Source organism: Lysinibacillus sp. fkY74-1, assembly GCF_053165895.1.
Genome location: NZ_CP170173.1, coordinates 1,764,965 through 1,786,048, shown reverse-complemented (window position 1 = coordinate 1,786,048; position 21,084 = coordinate 1,764,965). Strand labels below are relative to the sequence as shown.

General features: G+C 38.3%; 21 protein-coding genes and 1 riboswitch. Of the genes, 7 read left to right on the top strand and 14 right to left on the bottom strand.

Going from position 1 to position 21,084, the window contains the following annotated elements; genetic code table 11:
• Positions 1-122 precede the first annotated feature (122 nt).
• The 4 genes from ACE1MS_RS08425 to ACE1MS_RS08410 are packed head-to-tail and all read right to left on the bottom strand — an operon-like array spanning position 123 to position 3,879.
• Positions 123-1,130 (bottom strand): FecCD family ABC transporter permease, encoded by a 1,008-nt coding sequence (locus ACE1MS_RS08425; RefSeq protein ID WP_447402830.1) that lies wholly within the window; start codon positions 1,128-1,130, stop codon positions 123-125.
• The gene (locus ACE1MS_RS08420) at positions 1,123-2,124 is read right to left on the bottom strand and encodes a FecCD family ABC transporter permease (protein ID WP_012293973.1); all 1,002 of its coding nucleotides are present in this window, start codon (positions 2,122-2,124) and stop codon (positions 1,123-1,125) included. Before ACE1MS_RS08420 ends, ACE1MS_RS08425 begins: the two co-directional genes overlap by 8 nt.
• 23 nt (positions 2,125-2,147) lie before the next feature.
• Positions 2,148-3,074 carry an iron-hydroxamate ABC transporter substrate-binding protein gene (locus ACE1MS_RS08415; protein ID WP_031419655.1) on the bottom strand — a complete coding sequence of 309 codons (927 nt, stop codon included), beginning with the start codon at positions 3,072-3,074 and terminating at the stop codon, positions 2,148-2,150.
• A gap of 16 nt (positions 3,075-3,090) precedes the next feature.
• Complete coding sequence (locus ACE1MS_RS08410; RefSeq protein ID WP_012293972.1) at positions 3,091-3,879, bottom strand: ABC transporter ATP-binding protein; 789 nt, start codon at positions 3,877-3,879, stop codon at positions 3,091-3,093.
• A gap of 147 nt (positions 3,880-4,026) precedes the next feature.
• Here ACE1MS_RS08410 and ACE1MS_RS08405 point away from each other — a divergent pair, with 147 nt between their 5' ends.
• Positions 4,027-5,076, top strand: a complete 1,050-nt coding sequence (locus ACE1MS_RS08405) for an NAD(P)/FAD-dependent oxidoreductase (protein WP_200991132.1) — start codon at positions 4,027-4,029, stop codon at positions 5,074-5,076.
• A 52-nt stretch (positions 5,077-5,128) separates the two neighbouring features.
• On the opposite strand, the gene ACE1MS_RS08400 is transcribed toward ACE1MS_RS08405, so the two are convergent.
• Positions 5,129-5,371: a hypothetical protein gene (locus ACE1MS_RS08400; RefSeq protein ID WP_031419654.1), complete on the bottom strand. Its 243-nt coding sequence runs from the start codon at positions 5,369-5,371 to the stop codon at positions 5,129-5,131.
• 171 nt (positions 5,372-5,542) lie between these two features.
• On the opposite strand from ACE1MS_RS08400, the gene ACE1MS_RS08395 reads away from it, so the two are divergent.
• The 4 genes from ACE1MS_RS08395 (at position 5,543) to ACE1MS_RS08380 (ending at position 9,249) form a co-directional block, all read left to right on the top strand.
• Positions 5,543-6,250 carry a class I SAM-dependent methyltransferase gene (locus ACE1MS_RS08395; RefSeq protein ID WP_281486590.1) on the top strand — a complete coding sequence of 236 codons (708 nt, stop codon included), beginning with the start codon at positions 5,543-5,545 and terminating at the stop codon, positions 6,248-6,250.
• Between the two features lie 141 nt (positions 6,251-6,391).
• Complete coding sequence (locus ACE1MS_RS08390) at positions 6,392-7,540, top strand: DUF418 domain-containing protein (RefSeq protein ID WP_031419651.1); 1,149 nt, start codon at positions 6,392-6,394, stop codon at positions 7,538-7,540.
• Between the two features lie 570 nt (positions 7,541-8,110).
• Positions 8,111-8,647: a sensor histidine kinase gene (locus ACE1MS_RS08385; protein ID WP_375142628.1), complete on the top strand. Its 537-nt coding sequence runs from the start codon at positions 8,111-8,113 to the stop codon at positions 8,645-8,647.
• The gene (locus tag ACE1MS_RS08380) at positions 8,644-9,249 is read left to right on the top strand and encodes a response regulator transcription factor (protein WP_031419650.1); all 606 of its coding nucleotides are present in this window, start codon (positions 8,644-8,646) and stop codon (positions 9,247-9,249) included. Before ACE1MS_RS08385 ends, ACE1MS_RS08380 begins: the two co-directional genes overlap by 4 nt.
• Positions 9,250-9,844: 595 nt before the next feature.
• Here the strand turns inward: ACE1MS_RS08380 and ACE1MS_RS08375 are convergent.
• From ACE1MS_RS08375 to ACE1MS_RS08345, 7 genes are all read right to left on the bottom strand, one after another.
• Positions 9,845-10,555: an ankyrin repeat domain-containing protein gene (locus tag ACE1MS_RS08375; RefSeq protein ID WP_416277860.1), complete on the bottom strand. Its 711-nt coding sequence runs from the start codon at positions 10,553-10,555 to the stop codon at positions 9,845-9,847.
• Positions 10,556-10,697: 142 nt separating this feature from the next.
• Positions 10,698-11,384 carry a response regulator transcription factor gene (locus tag ACE1MS_RS08370; RefSeq protein WP_031419648.1) on the bottom strand — a complete coding sequence of 229 codons (687 nt, stop codon included), beginning with the start codon at positions 11,382-11,384 and terminating at the stop codon, positions 10,698-10,700.
• Positions 11,362-12,840 carry an ATP-binding protein gene (locus tag ACE1MS_RS08365; protein ID WP_447402829.1) on the bottom strand — a complete coding sequence of 493 codons (1,479 nt, stop codon included), beginning with the start codon at positions 12,838-12,840 and terminating at the stop codon, positions 11,362-11,364. Before ACE1MS_RS08365 ends, ACE1MS_RS08370 begins: the two co-directional genes overlap by 23 nt.
• Before the next feature lie 182 nt (positions 12,841-13,022).
• A complete protein-coding gene (locus tag ACE1MS_RS08360) occupies positions 13,023-14,384 on the bottom strand; it encodes a PepSY-associated TM helix domain-containing protein (RefSeq protein ID WP_031419645.1) in 1,362 nt (453 codons plus the stop codon).
• Between the two features lie 464 nt (positions 14,385-14,848).
• Positions 14,849-15,013, bottom strand: a complete 165-nt coding sequence (locus ACE1MS_RS08355) for a hypothetical protein (protein ID WP_198694802.1) — start codon at positions 15,011-15,013, stop codon at positions 14,849-14,851.
• A gap of 67 nt (positions 15,014-15,080) precedes the next feature.
• The gene (locus ACE1MS_RS08350; protein WP_012293960.1) at positions 15,081-15,248 is read right to left on the bottom strand and encodes a hypothetical protein; all 168 of its coding nucleotides are present in this window, start codon (positions 15,246-15,248) and stop codon (positions 15,081-15,083) included.
• Between the two features lie 63 nt (positions 15,249-15,311).
• A complete protein-coding gene (locus tag ACE1MS_RS08345; RefSeq protein WP_258858684.1) occupies positions 15,312-15,434 on the bottom strand; it encodes a hypothetical protein in 123 nt (40 codons plus the stop codon).
• A 30-nt stretch (positions 15,435-15,464) separates the two neighbouring features.
• Positions 15,465-15,653, bottom strand: a riboswitch (cobalamin riboswitch).
• Between the two features lie 414 nt (positions 15,654-16,067).
• Between ACE1MS_RS08345 and ACE1MS_RS08340 the strand changes: the two genes are divergently transcribed.
• Together ACE1MS_RS08340 and ACE1MS_RS08335 are read left to right on the top strand one after the other, a co-directional pair.
• Positions 16,068-16,433, top strand: coding sequence for a VOC family protein (locus tag ACE1MS_RS08340; protein ID WP_289449177.1), 366 nt, complete (start codon positions 16,068-16,070; stop codon positions 16,431-16,433).
• A 243-nt stretch (positions 16,434-16,676) separates the two neighbouring features.
• Positions 16,677-18,023, top strand: a complete 1,347-nt coding sequence (locus tag ACE1MS_RS08335; RefSeq protein WP_036167966.1) for a C40 family peptidase — start codon at positions 16,677-16,679, stop codon at positions 18,021-18,023.
• Between the two features lie 49 nt (positions 18,024-18,072).
• Here ACE1MS_RS08335 and ACE1MS_RS08330 read toward each other — a convergent pair whose 3' ends face one another.
• Both ACE1MS_RS08330 and ACE1MS_RS08325 read right to left on the bottom strand, forming a co-directional pair.
• Positions 18,073-19,461, bottom strand: coding sequence for a UDP-N-acetylmuramoyl-tripeptide--D-alanyl-D-alanine ligase (locus ACE1MS_RS08330; RefSeq protein WP_036167963.1), 1,389 nt, complete (start codon positions 19,459-19,461; stop codon positions 18,073-18,075).
• 146 nt (positions 19,462-19,607) lie between these two features.
• Complete coding sequence (locus ACE1MS_RS08325) at positions 19,608-21,002, bottom strand: Mur ligase family protein (protein ID WP_012293956.1); 1,395 nt, start codon at positions 21,000-21,002, stop codon at positions 19,608-19,610.
• Positions 21,003-21,084: the final 82 nt, after the last annotated feature.

Genomic DNA, 21,084 nt, shown 5'->3' with positions numbered 1-21,084 from the left:
ACCTCAACAAATGAGGTTCCTAAAAACTTGCCATATACATTTAGTAAAATAAATCTTTCTTTCATTTCAGTAGTTCAAAAGCCTTTGCTTTCGAGCATCCATTTACTCGTGCTATCACTTTTCTATACACTTTTCCGTAATAAATATAAAAAGTAAGGTGCGCCAATAAAGGCCACAATAATTCCCGCTGGCACTGTTGCAGTAGCAATGGCAACGCGGCCAATCGTATCGGACAGCATTAATAAACTTGCGCCAATGCATAAAGTCAATGGTAAAAAGAATTGGTAGCGTGGTCCGACAAGCTGTTTGGCAATATGAGGTGCCATCAACCCTATAAAGGCAATACCACCTGTTACAGAAACTGCTGCTGCTGCTAGTGCCACAGCGACGATTAATAAGCGTAACCGCTCGCGCCCGATATTCATCCCAAGACCTACGGCTGTTTGCTCCGTCATCGCCAAGACATTTAAGACATTGGATTTATAGAAAATGTACGGAATCCCAAGCACAAGCCAGGGCACTAAAGCCCAGAAAAATGGCCAATCCGTACCCCAAACGCTACCTGCAAGCCATTGGGCAATGAATTGCACATCACTACGCTCTGCAGAGGAGATTAATACCATCATAACCCCAGATAAAGCAGAGGCTACCCCTACCCCAATTAAAATCAATTGAACAGGTTGCACCCCTTTATGGCGTTGATAAGAGAAAAAGTAAATGCAAAGGGCAGTAAAAAGAGCAATACAAAACCCTACAACTGGCAATATATAAGCAAAATGTGGGAGATCGCCATTTACAAGTAAGTAAAAGACTGTAATCCCGACACCTGCTCCCGCATTAATACCAATGATCCCTGGATCTGCTAAATCATTGCGTGTAACCCCTTGTAGGACCGCACCTGCTAAAGCTAACGCCATCCCTGCCGCTGCTAATACCAACATTCTTGGTAAGCGAACTGAGAATAATACGAAGGATTCTTTAAAACTACCGTTGCCTAACAAGGTTGGTAGAATGCGATCAAACGAAACTGAGGCTGGTCCTAAAGAAATGCCTAGAACAAAAATGAATAACGTGACGACAAGCCAAGTAAAAAGCCATTTTCGTTGTTTTTTGCGACCTTCTTTAAACAAATTGGCGTCCTCCCTTCCTTACTAATAGTAGGAAGAATGGTAGACCAAGAATCGAAACAATCGCTACAACTGGCGTTTCAAATGGTGCATTAATCATGCGACCTGCAAAATCAGCCGTCACCATAAACCAGCCGCCAATAATTGCGCTCATCGGTAAGACAAAACGATAATCCGTTCCTACAAATGCGCGAACAATATGAGGTACCATTAAGCCAACAAATGCTAGATTCCCAACAAGAGCTACGGCAGAGCCTGCTAAAATAACGACAGCAAACATCATAATACCTTTAATCAATGTTGTGTTTTGTCCAACTCCTACCGCAACTTCTTCATTTAAACTTAAAATCGTTAATTGTCGACTAAAAGCAAATGACAATAGGAGACCTATGACAATGACAGGAACAATCAATAACGCCTGCCATGTCGTGCCAATGAATCCGCCACTCGTCCACATCGAAACATCCTTGGAAATTTGAAATAAAATGCCTGTGCCTTCAGCAATCGCCTGTAATAATGCAGTAACTGCTGCACCAGCTAAAACAAGTCTCAATGGTGAGAAACCTTTCTTAGTAGAAGCACCGATCCCATAAACGATTATCATACCAATTCCAGCTCCAATAAAGCAGGCTATAATTAACGTATAATAAGAGAATTTCGGGATAAATGCCATAGTTAAAGCAAGGGCCGCATTTGCCCCTGCTGTTAAACCAAGTAGCCCTGGATCCGCTAATGGATTGCGTGTAACCCCCTGCATAATCGCTCCCGCAACTGCGAGTGCACTGCCAACAAAAATAGCAGCAATGATACGAGGAAATCGAATTTCACGTAAAATCGTGTAATGCTTACCACCACTTTGTCCGACAATTGCTTGATAGACATCTTGAATGCTCGTATTCGCTGCACCTAAGCACAGCGAGATACAAGCCGTGCCGATTAATACGAGCAATGCAAGCAATACCTGAAGCCAAAATGGTAACTGTCGAAACTTTGTCATTTGCCTTCGCTACTCTCTACTAATTATTGTAAAAATTTCTCTTCAAAGAACTTCAGTTGATGTTCTAATGTAATCGGGTCATTGAAATAAAAGGCATTTGCATTCACTTCAAATAAATGACCATTTTTCACTGCTTCTAAGTCTTTAAACCATGCTGCGTCTGTAAATGAATTATCTTGGTCTTGGAACATACTGAAGATCACATAGTCCCCTGCATAATCCCCTAAAACTTCTTGAGAAATAGCATAGTAGCCTGGCTCTAAAGCTGTTTCTTTAACTTTCTCAGGCATTTTTAAGCCCATTTCTTGATATAAAATCTCTGTTCCGCGTCCCCAGTTATCGCCATAAATATAAAATTGTTTATTAAAGTTTTCTGCGACTGTTACAGTTGCATCTTCCCCGATTTTTTCTTTAATTTTTTTACCAGATTCCGCTGCACGTACTTTAAAATCTTCTACCCATGCCGTTGCTTCTTTTTCTTTATTGACCACTTTACCGATTTCAATAAATTGCTGTAAATAGTCTACTTTCCCATACGTAAATAATACAGTTGGAGCGATTTCTGATAATTTATCAGCATTTTCAATACCATTTAAACCAATGATTAAGTCTGGCTCTAGCTCAAGAATTTTTTCGATATCTGTATTTTCTACAACTACTGCATCTTTAATAGCATCTTCAAAGTTCGGATTTTTCGCTGCCCATGCATCTACACCGACAACATCAACATCAAGCTGTAATAAATCCCCTACAAATGAAGATAACACGACTACACGTTTAGGGTTTGCTGGTACTTCAATAGGTCCTGCTTCAGATTGATAAGTAATTGTTTCTGCAGAAGTCGCTTCTTTCGAGCCTTCATCAGCCTTTTCTATTTTCTCTTCTTTATTGCCGCACGCTGCAAGTACTAGTACGAGCATCATAAACATTGGTAATAACCACTTCTTCATTGTCTTTCATTCTCCTTTAAACGGTTTGTAATAAGTTATATGTAATGCACATTGGTTTGTTCGTTCGTGGATCTTTGCCAATTACAGCATCAATATTAAACACTTTTTTTAATACTTCTGGAACCATGACTTCCTCCGCAGTTCCAAATTTAACAAGCTCTCCTTGTGACAGCGCCACAATATAATCAGAAAAACGTGCCGCTTGATTTAAATCATGGAGTACCATAACAATCGTGCGCCCTTGTTCTTCATTGAGCTTGTAAAGTAACTCTAAAACCTCTAATTGATGTGCCATGTCTAAATAGGTTGTTGGCTCATCTAAAAATATAATGTCGGTTTCTTGAGCTAAAGACATGGCAATCCACACTCGTTGACGCTGTCCACCTGATAAAGCGTCTACAGATTGCAAGCGGAATTCTTCTGTTTTTGTCACTTGTAAAGCCCAGTCAATGACCTCTTTATCTTTCTGTGATAAATTGCCAAAGCCCTTTTGATAGGGAAATCGACCGTAGGATACAAGCTCTTCCACTGTTAAACCATGTGCACTTTCTGGGCTTTGCGGTAAAATCGCAAGTTCTTTCGCCAATTCCTTCGTGTTCATCTTGGAAATATTTTGACCATCCAGAATGACCTGTCCACTCTCATGCTTTAAAATTCGTGTAATGGCCTTTAATAAGGTAGACTTTCCGCAGCCATTTGAACCAATGATGGTTGTGATTTTGCCATCTGGAATTTGTAGCGATAAGTCATGCACAATCGTTTTATTCTCATAACCAACACGAATCGATTCAACTTCTAAACGCAATTCGGACCCTCTCTTTCATTTTACTTCATTCCATGCTATGATAGGCACTGTTAAAAATGATAATCATTATCACTAAAATTAGTCTAGTTTTATGATAAGATTTTGTCAATTACTTTTTTACTATCAATTAAGGATGTGGCAATAAAAATGCAACATGTGTATGATGTGACAATTATTGGCGGAGGCCCTGCTGGCTTATATAGCGCCTTTTATAGTGGTTTACGAGGATTAAAAACAAAATTAATAGAGAGCCAATCTCAACTTGGTGGAAAAGTATTACTTTATCCTGAAAAGCTTATTTGGGATATAGGAGGCCAGCCCCCTATTTTAGGCGAGAAATTTGTTAAACAATTGATCCAGCAAGCTAAAACATTTGACCCTACTATTCTAACAAACACAAAAGTAGATTTTATTGAACGACAAGAACATCTATTTATTGTACATACGGCAACTGGAGAAAGGCATTATTCAAAAACTGTTCTATTAGCGGTTGGTGGCGGTATTATAAACCCTCAGAAACTAACACTGGAAGGTGCTGAGAAATATGAAATGTCCAATTTACACTATACCGTTCAATCCTATAAACGTTTTGTGAATAGGGATATCCTTATTTCTGGTGGTGGCAATGCGGCCATTGATTGGGCTGTAGAACTGAGCCCCCTTGCTAAAAGTGTGACAGTGGTTTACCGTAAAGATACATTATCAGCGCATGAAGCAACTGTAAAAGAAGCCATTGATGCAGGGGTCCTAATTGAATGTAATACGACGATTACAAAGCTTTTAGCGAATGATGATAAAACCGCTATTCAATTAGTGAGATGTGAAAATTCGAAAACGAAGGAAAGTTACACTCGTCAAATTGACGAGGTTATCATTAGTCATGGCTATAATTGTGAAGCGTCCCTCACGTTTGAAGAAGCCATTTCTATTCCTAAAAAGGATGATTATTATTTTGAAGGCAAAGCAACTGGTGAAACAGCACAGCCTGGTATTTTTGCGGCAGGAGATATTTTATCATTTGAAGGAAAAATCAATTTGCTGCTTGGGACATTCCAAGATGCAGCCAACGCGGTCAACTCTATTAAAACTTATTTAGAGCCAACTGCTTATCGCCATGGAATGGTGTCCTCTCATAATGAACTATTTAAAGAGAAAAATCGCTCCATTATCGAAAAAGAACTTGTCCCATCCCATTAGGTCGCAATAGAAACCCTCTTAAAGAAAGCATTCTTAAGAGGGCTTCTTTCTTTTATTTGAATAAACTTAATAGTGCCCCCATCTGTCTTAACATATTTACGCCATTCGTAATCGTTCCAGCATGCCCCATGATTGCATGTAAATGATCTGGCAATCTTCCTAAACCAGGACCTTGAAATTGCCGATTGGGTGGATAGTTAGGTTGCATCGCTCTACCTCGAAATGGAGGACCAAAAGTTCCCATATTGTTTGAAGGATAGACTCCTCTTCTATAATTCGGCTGAAAATGTGGCATTTATACACCTCCTATCTAAAAGCTCTCCCCTAGTATATGTGCATCATCTATGAAGGAATTAGACGTATGAAGAAGTATCAAAAATTATCTATTTAAAAATAGGATTTCTAGCTTTTCATCATATGTAAGGGAACCATACTAGTTTTCTTTTCATACTATATGAAAAAGAAGGTGGTTTTCATTCAAGACTCTAATTATCTCCAATTCCTAGCAAAATTTGGTGTTGGTGGTGCCCATCCTGGTGGCATCAATCTATCAAAGGAAATCCTAAAGAATGAGAGTATTCTGCCAACCTCTCATATTTTAGATGTTGGCTGTGGTACAGGGCAAACAGCTGCCTTTTTGGCTTCCTACTATACAACAAATGTAACGGGTATCGATATTAATCCCATTATGATAGAAAAGGCACGTCACCGCATGAAAAAAGCACGTTTACCAGTCAATATCATTCAAGGCTCGATTGAGGAAACATCACTCCCCAATGGAGCATTTGACTTTGTGCTTGCTGAATCTGTTCTTTCCTTTGTTCATAAACAACGTGCATTGCAAGAGATTTTTCGTTTATTAAAACAAGGTGGGCGCTTGATTGCTATTGAATTTACAATCCCTACGCTTCTTTCCTCACAGCTGGCAGACGATATTCAACAATTTTACGGGTTTGATGCTCTCTTTACGAAAAAGGATTGGGTTGCATTATTTCAAGAGATAGGGTTTCAAGATATTCGCATACAAAAAAATAAGGATATTTCCTCTAAGCCAGAATTCCACATTTCCAAGGAGATTGAATCCACATTGTATGATGTCTTGAATCAGCATATTATGATGAATGAAAAATACGATAATATTTTAGATTATCGCATCTATATCTGTACAAAATAACCATCTAGCCAGCATCCAAAGCGTTGCTGGTTTTTTTGTTATGACACCTGTCATAACGATTCTTTGACTCGTGTGAATAGGTTTTATCCTCCTGTTTTCTTATCATGAATATAAGAAAAACAAAGAAAGAGTGATGGAACTATGCAAACACAACAAAGGCTTCCCTTTATCGATATGCTAAGAGGATTCGCTGTCTTAGGGACCCTCGGAACCAATATTTGGATTTTTGCTTATCTGGGTGATTTATCGTATATTACAACGAGTAATTATTCTGGTTGGTGGTCATTCAATGATTTTTTACGAATGTTAGTACTATTTTTTGTAAACGGCAAGTTACTAGGATTATTAACGATTATGTTTGGGGTAGGTTTACAGTTAAAATACCAGCAGGCACTTCGTAGAGGAAATACTTGGCCTGGCGTGTATCTTTGGACCATTGTCTTCTTAGGGGTGGAAGGACTACTTCATTACACACTGGTCATGGAATATGATATTTTAATGAGCTACGCCGTTACGGCATTTATCGTGGCTATTCTCATTAGATTAGGCGACAAAGTCATGACCTGGGCTTTCTATCTTTTGGGTAGTTTTCATGTCTTCCTCATTCTTTTTATTTTTGTCGTTACATTGCTTGGGGCTAGCGTTTCCCTAAATGGGATGGAAACTGTCACAGCCATCTATGAAAATGGTACATGGCTGGCGCAAGTACAGCATCGCCTGACAAACTTTTTATTTTATCGAACGGAAGCTATATTTATTATCCCGATGAATGTTTTTTTATTTATCCTTGGGGTCAAATTCATGCGCAACGAGGTTTTTTCACCAACAAGTAAAGGTTATCAAGCTCGACAAAAGCTTTTTACAATCGGTGTATTCATTGGTATTCCATTGAATCTGCTAATTTTTATACCTGGGGGACTTTTTGATTTACCTGTTCGCTATTTATGTGCACCTATTCTATCCATTGGCTATATTGGAATTTTAGGTAAACTGGTAGAATATAAGAAGCTAGATTGGCTTTGGCAACGGTTTGCCAATGTCGGCAAAATGTCATTGAGCTGTTATGTCCTGCAAAACGTGCTGGCGTCTATTATTTTTTACGGCTGGGGGCTTGGCTTAGGCGGGCATGTAAATAGCCTTTTTATTATAAGTATGTGGGTTGCCCTATCTTGTCTACAGCTAGTACTAGCAACATTTTGGCAGCACCAGTTCCGTATTGGCCCGATGGAATGGGTTCGTAAAAAAACGATTCAAGCTCTGACAAAGAATAAGCAACAGAGGATGGTGTAAGCCATAAAAATATATCCCAGAGAACAAGTTAAACACTATTTAATCATCGATGTTGTATCCATAATTGTTTTAATTGCCATGGTATTATGGTCGCATTCTGTACTCCCTTTCACAGCTAAAATCGTTATTTTAGCCTTGTACTTAGTCGCCTTCTATATGGCTTTATGGAATCGAGATTGGAAGCTACTAATTGCCTCACTTGTAGGCTTCCTTCTCATTACCATCCTTGCTATTTACGAGGATATCTTCATGCTTATCTTCGGATTTACCTTTGCCGATTTATTAGGGAGGGCAAAATCAAAATGGCATATTGCTAGCGGAATTCTTGGTATAGCTGCTATGTTTTTAATCATTTTGTGGGCGACCGCAAATTCCCTAGCACTTGTTGACACACAAGTACTAATACCCTTAATGATCATTCAATTAGTATTCCCTGTTCTCATTTATTTTGTAGAAAAGTCGAAAAACCTACAAATTGAATTGGCAGATGTCAATACCCAGCTTGTTCAACAAGAGGAAAGACAGCGCATTGCTAGAGATCTTCATGACACGATTGGTCACACCCTGACGATGATTAAAATCAAAACGGAATTGACCACTAAACTTATCGACCGAGATCCTTCCAGTGTCAAACAAGAATTAAATGACATATTAGCTACAACACGTATAGCCTTAAAGCAAGTACGAGAGCTCGTTTCGGATATGAATTTTGTGTCTCTACAAACAGAGCTACTACACTGCCAGCAGCTCTTACAAAGTGCGAATATTACGACCACTATTAACAATCATTGTCCAAAAATTGTTCTTTCAAGTGTTGAGGAAACCATGTTAGCTTTATGTGTACGTGAGGCTACAACTAATATGCTGAAGCATAGTCAGGCTCAAAACTGCAACATAGAGATTGAATGTCGAAATAGACAATTTACCATTGCCATTCAAGATGATGGGATTGGTTTGGAACAGAAGGGGCTGGGTAATGGCATGAACTCGATGAAAGAAAGAATGCGTGTTCTGCAAGGTTATGCCCTTTTTGAAGGGGGTACAAGGACAGGCACTCTCGTAATATTCAGCATACCAATTCAAGATGGAAAGGAGCCCTCAACATGATACGAGTTTTACTAGCAGAGGACCAACAAATGTTACGTGGTGCCTTAACATCTCTTTTGTCCTTCGAACCAGATATTGAAGTAATAGCTGAAGTTTCAGATGGTCAAAAAGCATGGGACTACATTCAGCAGGAATTACCCGATGTTTGCCTGGTAGATATTGAAATGCCCCATCTGTCAGGATTAGAGCTTGCAGAAAAAATTAAAGAGGCCAACTTGCCCTGTAAAGTGATGATTGTCACTACATTTGCACGCCCAGGCTATTTACAAAAGGCCATGGATTGTGAGGTACATGGCTACTTACTGAAAGATGAACCGATTGATTATTTAATTGCTACTATTCGCAAAATCATGCAAGGTGAAAAGGTGGTCAGTAAAGATTTAGCCGCTACCTTATTTATGAAAGAGCAAAATCCTTTAAATGAGCGAGAAGTTGCCGTGCTACAACTGGTGAAAGAAGGCTTAACCACTCACGAAATCAGTAAACAATTATTTTTAACAAAAGGCACCATTCGTAATTATTTATCAACCTCTATTCAAAAGCTACAAGTAGAATCAAGACAGCAGGCCGCTCAAATTGCTAGTGATAAAGGCTGGCTATAAATCAGAAAAATCTCGCCACCTCTGTGACGAGATTTTTTGATAGGAGAACGTATACTACATAGTTCAATTACAAATTCACCTGTTTATTTACCTTGGAGAACTACATTTGTCGCTATCGCCCAATTATTTAATGGTGTCACCGTATAATTTACATCTGCTTTTAATGTGCCACCATTACCACGAAGTTCCACACTTCTGCCAGCTAATAAATCCGTTTGAGGATTATTAGTTAATTACAATTCCAATGAATTACTATTAATAGCCTTAGCAGATTGCAGTGTAAATGGTGCTATTTTTTTGCAACAAAGCTCTTTACATCAATTTCTGCCCAATGTGAGTACACTTGGTATGTAACACCTTGTTTGAAGGGAAGGTTTGACCTGCAGGTAATCTAAATTGAGGAGCTTATTTTCCATCAGCTGCTTGTGGAAAGGCACATAATTAGCTACAAACTCTTCCCCTTCACTTGTTATCACAGTCACATAGCGATCACGCAATGAAGAAATAATATCAAAGCGTTGGCCACTTGCATCACGATTTTGACGAGATAAAAGCCATCAAGAGTGAAGCTTCTCGATGGCTAAAGTCTAGTCGTTTATTTTGCTCCTGCTGCAACAAGGATTTCTTCAATCTCCTTAAATCCTTTCTGTTTTGCGTGCTGTAAAGGTGACATATTATTTTTATCTGGAATATTGACATCAGCTCCATGATCAATCAACATTTGAATGGCCGTTTGCTGTGTAGGGTTGCCGTTATTTAATACAATCGCTTCCATTAATGCTGTCCATCCCAGATTATTGACATGATTCACATCGATGTTTGTGGTAGTTAATAATTCCTCAATGACATGAATGTAGCCGTGCTCAGATGCTGGAATTAATGCCGTTCCACCATAACGATTTACAATCGTAGGATCGGCACCTGCTTGAATCGTTAGCTTTAATATATCCAAAGAGCCTTCCGCACCCGCATATAAGAAAGGCGTGTTTTTCATATCATCCTGGATGTTCACATCCGCACCTGCATCGATGAGTAATTTCACTGCTTCCACATCCTGATTGTAGGTAGCCATCATCAAAGCCGTTCGATTGCTTGCGTCTTGTGCATTGATATTCACTTTTTCATGTATAACTTTTTTTAGCGATTCTACATCGCTTTTTTCTACCGCTTGAAACAATTGACTCGTCAAATCTGTTGCCATTTCCTCATTTCCTCCTTTATCACGCCTTATGGTCTCCGTATCATTTGAGGCACATCCCTGCAATAAAAATGATAAAGCGATCATAGCTGCTTGCATTTTTTTCATTGGCTATTCACCGCCCTCACTATTTAATTTTAGCAGTCTATGTATAGTTTATAATTCATTGCTAAATTGCCTATTAACCATTTCTTAAAAAAGTCTAAAATTTTCAATTAAAAAAACCTCGTCAAGACGACGAGGCGGTGTCTTACACATTTAAGCGGTAACCTGCACCCCATACGGTTTCTAAAAACTTTGGCTGTGCTGGATCACGTTCAATTTTTTCACGAAGCTTTCGTATATGCACGGTAACTGTGGAAACATCTGCAGCGGATTCATAGCCCCAGTTCCGCTCATATAATTGTTCTTTACTTAATACTTGATTTGGATGTTTGACAAAAAACACAAGCAAATCAAATTCCTTGGTCGTAAAGGCCACTTCTTCACCATTCACCAAAACCTTTCGAGCTGATGTATCGATCGTAAGGCCATGTATAGACATCATATTGTTCGTTGGTTGGTTTGAGGCTAAACGCTCATATCTAGATATATGCGCCTTGACCCTTGCCACAAGCTCACTAGGACTAAAAGGCTTAGTAATATAATCATCTGCCCCTAACCCAAGACCTCGAATTTTATCAATATCCTCTTTTTTAGCCGATACAAATAAGATGGGGATATTGTTCACTGCTCGAATTTGTTTACAAATTTCAAAGCCATTCATTCCAGGAAGCATAATATCTAAAATAATTAAATCATAATCGCCATGAAGCGCCTGCTTCAGCCCCTCATCGCCATGATGCTGAATATCTACCACATAATCATTAATTTCTAAATAATCTCGTTGGAGCTCTGCTATGCTCACTTCATCTTCAATTAATAGTATTTTTTTCATAATTCCCCCCCATTTCCTCATCCTTTTTCAATGAAATGAAAATGCTCGTTCCCTTTGTTAATTCGCTCTTTGCCCAAATATCGCCACCCATTTCATGGACGATTTGTTTGGCAATTGCTAACCCAAGACCACTTCCACCTGTTTGAGAATTTCGAGAAGGTTCCGCACGATAAAAACGATCAAATATATGTGGTAATGCAGTAGGGTCAATTCCCGCACCATTATCTGTAACTTGAATGATGGCATCATCTACTCGCTCATGTAGGGAAATAATAATTTGCTTATAAGGTTTATCCATATATTTTTCACTGTTGCTCAATAAGTTGGATAAGACACGTCTTAGCTTATCCCTGTCCACCATAGCAAAAAGCGAAGAGCCTGCTGATATATATTGTAAATGAATATCTCTGGCAATAAAGTCAAAGCTAGCATCCTCCACATAATCATGCATATATTGTTGAAGATTGACACTTTCCATTTGGAACGGAACCTTTTTCAAATCTAATTTCGAGAATAAGAATAATTCATCAATTAACACGTCCATATCCTTGGCTTTCGTATAGATAGTTGTTAAATATTTATCCATTTTCTGTTCAGTGTTCGCTACACCATCTTTAATGCCCTCCACATAGCCAATAATAGAGGTCATTGGCGTTTTTAAATCGTGGGAGATATTCGATAACAGTTCTTTCCGATTTTCTTCATATTGAAGCTGAATTAGTACAGATTCCTTCAGTTTAACTCTCATTTCCTCAAACGATCGATTAAGCTGACCAATTTCATCATTAGAACGGGATGTAATTTCAAAATCTAAATCACCCGATTTAATCCGTTCTGCCCCTTCCTTTAAGGCTGTGATTGGGTTAATGATACTTCTAGACACTAAATAATTGAGTAAACCGATAATCATCATAAATAAGACAAATAAGATACCTAACAGAATGGGTAACAGTTCTCGCGTGACCTCCGCATGTGAACTAACCTCTCTTAATACAAAGATACTCCCTTCTGTTTTGTCTGGGAAGTAAAAATCGAACTTCACATACGTATAAAAGGCTTGATTAATCATAATTGTGTCACGTGAATTAATATTGGTCGCTTCAAAACCTGGTAAACTTTGAAGCAATAGTTGTTGATGCTCTTGTTGTGTTGCATAAACAATTTGATGGTCTTTCCGCACAACAATCTCAATGGAAGGAGCATTTATGGTTTGTAGCTGTTCAATATCTAAAAGCTGCTGGGGATTTTTTTTTGCCAATAATTTCAAATCTAAAAAAGCATTTTCCTCTACCGTTGTTAAAGGCTTTTGGACATAAGACTTTTTGTAAAAATGCTCAATTGCTTTAACATCACCTGTAATGGCAAAGGAAAAAAGAAAAACCGCTGCAAGTAAAAGCGTGATGGCAATCATAATAACGCCTACATAAGATAGCAAAAACCTCGTTTTAATCGACATCTAAATTCCCCCAATAAGCTGAAACTAATAGCAATGTACCATACAAATCTTAAAACTTTATAAAATCGCGCTGAAAAATCTATAAATAATTTTCTGCATCAACATAGTATTCGGCTTACTCCAAATGAAATAAACAACAAAAAAAGATACGACACATTTGGGTTGTGCCGTATCCATTATCTTTATTTAGTTTCTTCTGCTCTTAGTTTCTTTTTGGTTTGCCATCCTAAAATGAAATATTCAATCAACACTACCGCAATCAATGAGGCACCAAACAATGGCATAATAATTCCTAAAATAATAAGGAAAATTACGAAAGGAAGTGAGATTTTATGTGAAATTTGTGGTGGTGCAGATAGCTCACCTTTTTTCCTACGTAAAATCCAAGTGCGAATCCCCCATACAATTACTGCTAAAAAGGCTAAACATACCAGTAAGTTTAACAGCTTATTTGGCCAGCCAAACAAATGGCCTTCATGTAAAGGAATGCCCCATGTAAAGAATTTCGCCAGCATACCATAATCCTCGTAGTTAACCTGATCAATAAACTTGCCGCTATATTGATCAAAATACATCGTTGCCTCGTCTGTAGGCTTGACATCAAGTCCTGTTACACCTGAATTACTGGCCTTTGCCACTGTAAATACGCCTTCTTCGTTTGATGGATAAATAATCGAATAAGGTTTGGCAATATTCATGGCAGTTATTTCTTTTTCAAGATTAGCAATGGTCATTTGGTTGTCGTTTGTATAACGGACAGCCCCCCCACCGTGATGCTGTGCATGTTCTCCCTCAGATGATGGCGCCTCTAATTGACGCGTTGCCCATGGAATTTCAGACACATCGGATGTTGGTGGCTTTTGCTGTAATAATGGGTAGCCGAAAGTTGGACTTTCTGACGCTATATTTGCCAATATGGAACCTTGAAAAGCAGACCATAAAAGCCCTGTAGCAATGAACATCACCATAGGAATAGTAATGATTGTCCCAACAAGCGCATGGTATCTCTTACTTTTTTGTCGTTTATTTTCCGATTTGCGCTTTTTCAATAAATCCCCTTTAAACGTCATATAAAGTCCGGATAGTAGTAAAAAGATTGTCCAGCATGCCGCTAGTTCTACTAAATAATTGACAAATGTACCACCAATAAATAATGAGCTATGGGTATTTCTCATAATATTAGAGAATGTATAATTGGCATCCTGACTACCAACCATTTGATAATGATCATCTAAAAATACATACTTCTGTTCATTCCCATTTGATAAAGTTAAACGCGTATTATAAGGCTCTTCCAACATAATCACTTTTGTAGTGGAGTAACCTGCAAATGCTGCCTCTGCTTTTTCCACTGCTTCATCAATTGTTAAGACCTCTTCTTTATGGCTATCGCCAAAAAAATAATCATCATATAAACGATTTTCTACATCTGTAAAAAACAAATAACCAATCCCACTTAATGTGAGAGATAGCAGTAATGGCGTAATACAAAGGGCTGCGAAAAAATGCAAACGCCAAAACCTTGAATAAAGCAGATTTTTCATTTTTAATCTCCAATCTATTTGATCAAATACGCCTCACCGTAATGGCCGCTGACGTTAGGCTACGGCCAGATTTTGAAGAGGAGCTTGGTTGAAAAGTTCCTCTTCAAAATCTGTGATATCCGATTGAGGCATTATCTTGATTCAGTAGGCGTTTGAACACTTAATAAGCATTCATCACTCCCTTTGAAGGAGGAACCATCTGTATTTGATACTACTTTCAGTACAAACAGTTGCTGAATGAAGATAAATATCAAATTTATTATATAAAGTAAAAGTGAAATATGAATGAAGTCCTAAAGGCGGTTTTATGACAAACAAATGTATTCCTAGTGGTATTATACTATTTGAAGATGAAACAATCATAGCCAAACAAATGTGGACACAAGTTTAGCTACGATTTAGGAAAGATTTATAAACTCAAATTCACAAGAATTTTACACGGACTTCGATTTTTCATTAATGCTTTAAAGCCTTTCTACGATATCTTCTAAAGCAATTTTGCTTGTCATAACTGCCTGCCCATCGATTACCCCACGTGCCAGTATTCGAATGACCTCGAATAAATTCACTGCTCTCGCTGCTTTCATAGCTTGCAAAATTAATAAGCCATTGAATTTTACGCCTTCCACAAAAATGTTGTCAACAAATGCACAATCAAAAAGGCTACCCCATCAAGAAGTAGCCCTCAAACGTTGATTATCCAATTAATTCCTTCATCACATTCGCGTACGCTGCTAAAATAGATTGCTCATGTGCTGTATCATGCCCAACATATTGTTCAACAAGCTCCTTTAAAGGCTTTGGCTCTTGCATAATTTCTAATTTAAATAAACTTTCATAATACTCAACAACTTGTGGATTCATGTGGACCACTCCTTTAATAATTTACATAAAAAAGACATCTTTCCCTCATTAGAAAGATGTCTTTTATGACAAATACACGACATAATACGATGTTTGCCATATGGAAATAAGCTTTCTATTCTTCATAGAAGCTATCTTTTTAGCAATCATCGTACTATGAGCATGCAGGAGAATTTCTCTAGTCACACTCAACACCCCCTATCCGCGTAGGTTTCTTGGCTGTACTAGATAAAGGCAGGTCTCCTGGCTTATGTTCTTCACACCTTTCACCTTCCCATTACAAGGCGTAACAGTGGTCTCTTGAAATGTGCTCCCATTTACAGTTGCGGGACAGCGTCGGATTTCCACCGATCTTCCCTTTTAAACAAACCCAATTTGGTTTGTACCTCTATCCTATTATTCCGTTTTTATTATTATACCATAAGGTTTGTACGATCTTAATAGATTCAAAAAACTATAGTTTATTTACTCATTCAGCTATTTCATAATATTCTTCATGGTTTCACTTGCATTAAGTAAGACTTTATGTAGAAGTTGATGGGAACGAAGGGCGGCGACTCCTGCGGGAAAAGCGGGAAAGTCGAGATCCTGGACTGAGCGAAGCGAGGGAAGCAGCTCGACCCCGCCCGCAGAAAGCGTCCGCCCGTAGTGGAAATCAACGGCTTTACTTTATTTCATTGTAAAAGAAAAAAGACTGTTGGCAAACTCTCAAATTTTTTGCGTTTGTCTACAGTCTGAGAGTAGACACGACCTTTCATTTCAACTATTTTGAAATTAATCTATAATTAGCTATAAGTATTTGAAACAGGAGGTCTAACTATGATTATTGCTTTACATCATGTGCAAATTACTATTCCAAAAGGGTCAGAGAATCAAGGGAAAGATTTTTATTGCGGTGTCTTAGGTCTGAAAGAAATAGAAAAACCCGATTCTCTTAAAGGCAGAGGCGGGTTTTGGTTACAGCTTGGTCACCAAGAGATACATGTAGGAACAGAGGATGGCTTTGATCGATTGTCGACCAAGGCTCATATTGCGTATCAAGTTGAAGATATTGATTACTGGAAGAAGAAACTAGCCGAACTTCAAATCGAAATAGAAGACTCTGTACCTATCCCCTATTATGAGCGTTTTGAATTCCGAGATCCCTTTGGTAATCGAGTAGAAATCATACAGGCAATTGCCTAAACTGCCCTATTTTGGGCAGTTTTTTTAGATGAAATCCTCCCATATTACAGTTTACTGAAACATTTGTAATATAACTGTAAATTCCTTCGATAAAGCCATTTATAGCAGGCGTTGAGGCACTCCCCCACATCTCCCTGGCAACATTTACCGCCAAGAAGCCCTATATTTTCATGCTACGATTATTTCCAAGGCAAGACGATACAGGAGAAATCCTACTAAACGCTTCAGGAGGTTATTTACAACATGAATAAACGATTTTTATCTACAACACTTGCATTAACCATTGGATTTAGCTCATTCGGATTAGTCCAAACAGCGACGCAGCCAATTCAAGTAGAGGCAGCTACAACAAATGCACAAAACAACGCTCAGGCAGTTGCCGCTAAAGCCAATCAATTGATTCAAACTGGTAAAAGCTTAATGGGTCAAGCGACATATAGCAATACGGTTTACAAGCCTACATATCCTTATAAATTTTCTTGTGCTTCATTTTTAATGTATATCTTCGAGAAAAATGGTGTAGATCTTGGGACGTATAATGAAAACTATATGATTCAACAAGGTACGTATGTAGCACGTAACCAATTACAAAAGGGAGATTTACTATTCTTTAAGAGTAAAAAAACAGGAACTGACCCCGACCATGTAGGTATGTATATAGGTGACAATAAAATGATTCACATGGCTGATTCCAAGCAAAATATTGTGATCTCAGATTTAAATAGTAAACCTTATTATACTGAAAACTATGTATCAGCACGACGCGTTTTACCTACCCTTCTATCTGCCAACCCTGCAACAAAAGGCGATAAAATTGTAGAGAATGCGCTAACGTATAAAAATAAAGCAACGATTAGTTCTTCAACAAATGAATCGAGCCTACGCTTTACAGCCCCAGCATTTGTCGATTTCGTCTATCGTAAAAGCGGTGTGACACTTGGTGCAAAAACGTTAACTGATTTAATGAACCAAGGATCAACGGTAGCTCGTGCAAACTTGAAAAAGGGTGATTTAGTATTCTTTAATAGTGTAGCAGGCTCAAAAAATCCTTCTATTGTTGGGATTTATGCCGGTGATCACCGTATTATCATCCCAAATTCCGATGGTGTAATGACGAGAGTTTTATTAGTTGATTACTATAAAGAACACTATATTACAGCTAAGCGGGTTTTCTCTAACACCCCCTCTGTAAGTGCACCTTCAGCGAATACGTCTGCCGATAAGATTATTGCTACAGCTTCAGGTTTAACTAGCAAAGCAAAATTTGGTTATACGTATAATGAGAGTGCACTAACTTTCACAAGTGCGGGATTTACGTACTATGTATATAACAAGAATGGCATTGATTTAAAGGATAAACTAGCGAGTAAACAAGCTTTAGTCGGTACAAAAGTGCTCAAATCTCAGCTTCAAAAAGGTGATTTATTGTTCTTCTCAACGAATGATGGAGGAGCAACTATCACGCAAACAGGCATCTATTTAGGAAATAATCAATTTATTAGTATGACTACTAACAATGTTGTTAAACAAAATTTAAGCTCCACTTGGGCGCAAAAGAACTATGTTACAGCTCGACGTGTGTTAAAATAACAAGCTTTAAATGGTAGGGTGTCTCAACTATTAGAGACACCCTTTTTATTTAAGATAAATTTTTAAGATTGTTGGCAAATTCAATCATAGATTTACTTGACATCGGTCCTTTTATGAGAACAATGGTGTCCGCGTCAAGCTTTGGTTTCAATATTTCTAAAACACCTATTACATCTTTAAACGTATGAACCTCTGCTTTAGTTCCATCTTTTTTCGCTTGGTCGGCAATTGCCTCTGCCCTTTTGCCAATCGTAATTAATGTATCTATCTGTCTTTCAGCTACTTTGGAGCCAATTTCCCGATGATATTTTTCTTCAAAATTTCCTAATCGCTTTATATCCCCTAGCACAAGAATAACTTTTTTCTCTTTTCCTACTGTATCTAACACTTTCAGGGCTGCCTCGACAGAAGTTGGATTATTGGTCCACGTATCATCAATAATGGTACTGTCACCTAGACCTGTCGTAAATTCTAAATGTCTCGCCATTTGTTTAAAGGATCTTAAACCTGCAATAGCTTGGCGTATAGAAAGTCCCATTTCGCTACAGGCAGCAATGGCGGCTAACGCATTATATACTTGATGCTCACCGTAACCCGGCACAAATACATTGTATTTAGTGTCTGCTACTTCCAGCACAAATTTCATGCCTGTATGAGTAAATTGGATAGCAGAAGCTTTGTAATCAGCCGAATCCTGTAAACCAAATTTAATAATTTTCCCTTTAAATTTTTGGTAAGATATTTTTTCGATGTTAGCATCATCTGCATTAATGATTAGTGTACCATCTGCTCGAATACCCTCTACAATCTCTGCTTTCGCTTTAATATAACCTTCAAGATTGAGACAGCCATCTAGATGGTGAACACCAATATTCGTAATAATGCCGATGGTCGGCTGATAAATCATGCATTGGTGTTTTATGTTCCCTGTATTCCCCAAGCCTAGTTCAAAAATGGCTGCCTGTGTTTTATCATCCACGCCCGTCAAATAGGGTAATGATTGCCTTGGCTCATTTTTACTACTTACAGATGCTTGCACTTGCCAATGCTTACTAGCGATATGTTTTAGCATCTCTTTTGTTGTCGTTTTACCACAGGTTCCAGTCAATGCCACAACCGGAATATGAAAAAGACCACGATAATATTCGATAAATGTCCAATAGGCCTGCGCCACGCTTTTGACGTGTAAAACCGTTGTATTATCTAACGCATTTTTTAACTCAGTAGCTGGTTTATCAGATATGACAAGGGATGGTCCCTTCCTATCAATCTCTTGCCAGTTGATTTTATCACTTCGACTCACAAACATAAGTGTATGACTTTGAGTTAAATCATGTCGATTATAGTAAATTGCATGCTTTACAGACCATTGATCTGATCCATGGATAATTTTCCCCTGCAAGACGCCTCTAATTTTTTGCACACTAATGGATTGCAAGTGTACTACGCCTCCTTTCTTTATCAATCTTGTACATACCTATTCATTCTCTTGATCACGAGTGCTACTTTTCTGATCAATTACTATACCTTATTAGAGTGGTATTCTATGTGACACAGTTAATATCCTAACCATGAAGAAGTGAGCTAAACTGTGGGAGGCGGAGGTTTATATTTAAGCTCAGTTGCTAATTTCGAAACCTGTTCACTATACATATCACCCTTTATGAGGACAATCGTATTTTCATCTATAATCTTCTGCAACAATGGATAAACAAGCGTGCTATTTTTATAGGTATAAACTGGAGCGTTAAAGCCTAATTTCACCGCATGATCAGCCATAATCCGTGCATGCTCGCCAATAGTAATTAGCACATCCACACCAATACGTTGGATTAATTCACCCGCTTGCTCATGTATAATATAGCCCCATGAGCCCAAATCGGTAATCGTGCCAATAACAGCAATTTTTTTCTTTCCATCTCCTAGCTCATTCAACACTTTTAAAGCCGCCTCTAAGGAAGTTGTCGTAATACTCCAGGTATCATCTAAAAGCATAGAATGATTAATGCCTTCAAAGAGCTGTAGTTGTTTTTTCAATTGACGGAAAGATTGGAGTTGATTGGCTGCAACTGGAATAGGTACCCCTATTTCATAGGCCGCTGCAATGGCAGCAAGGGCGTTGTACACTTGATGTTGACCAAATCCCGGTACAAAAATATCATAAGTTTTTCTATTATGGTGCAGCTTAAAGTTCATACCCTTTTGATAATATTGGATATGACTTGCACGAAAATGACAAGAATCATGGATACCCACCTTCACTAAGCGCCCATTAAACTTAGATATATCTAGTTTTTTAGTATTCATATCTTCGGCGTTTATGATGAGGGTTCCTTTAGGTTGAATGATATCTAGCATTTCTCCCTTTGCCTGAATATAGCCTTCAAGCGTCTTACAATAATTCAAATGATGGGCACCGATATTCGTAATAATCCCAATGGTCGGCTTGAAATACTTCCCTGCATTCGTGACATCTCCAGGTGAGCCAACAGCTGTTTCAAATACAGCCGCCTCTGTGTCATCTTCAATATTCAGTAAATATTGCAATGATGCCGTTCTTGAATTACTACTTAATGTCGTTGCTGTCACTTGTCGATCAGCAGAAAGAATATGTTTAATCATCTCTTTCGTCGTTGTTTTGCCTGAAGTACCAGTAATAGCAACAATGGGGATATGAAATTGATTGCGATAAAAGTGAACAAACTTCCAATAGGCCTCATCTACATTCGCAACCTGTATGATAATAATCTTGGTTGGAATCTCTGTGGGCCGATATGCTCTGTCGGTCACTATTACAAGAGGAGAAAGTGGCTCAAGACTTTTCCAATTAACAATACGTTTACTTGTAAAAAGGGCCGTATTGGGCTTTTTCACTTGTTTTAATCGATAAGCACCATGCTGTATCAGTATGTCCTCAGACCCTTGCACTATATAGCCCGCCGTAATCACTGCTAAATTTTTCACCGAAAGAGGCTTCATATTTTTTCTCCCTCCTTTCTTTTCTAGTATATGTAACCTCTTAAAAGTTGCTTGGATGTAGACAAGATACACAACTAGAAGA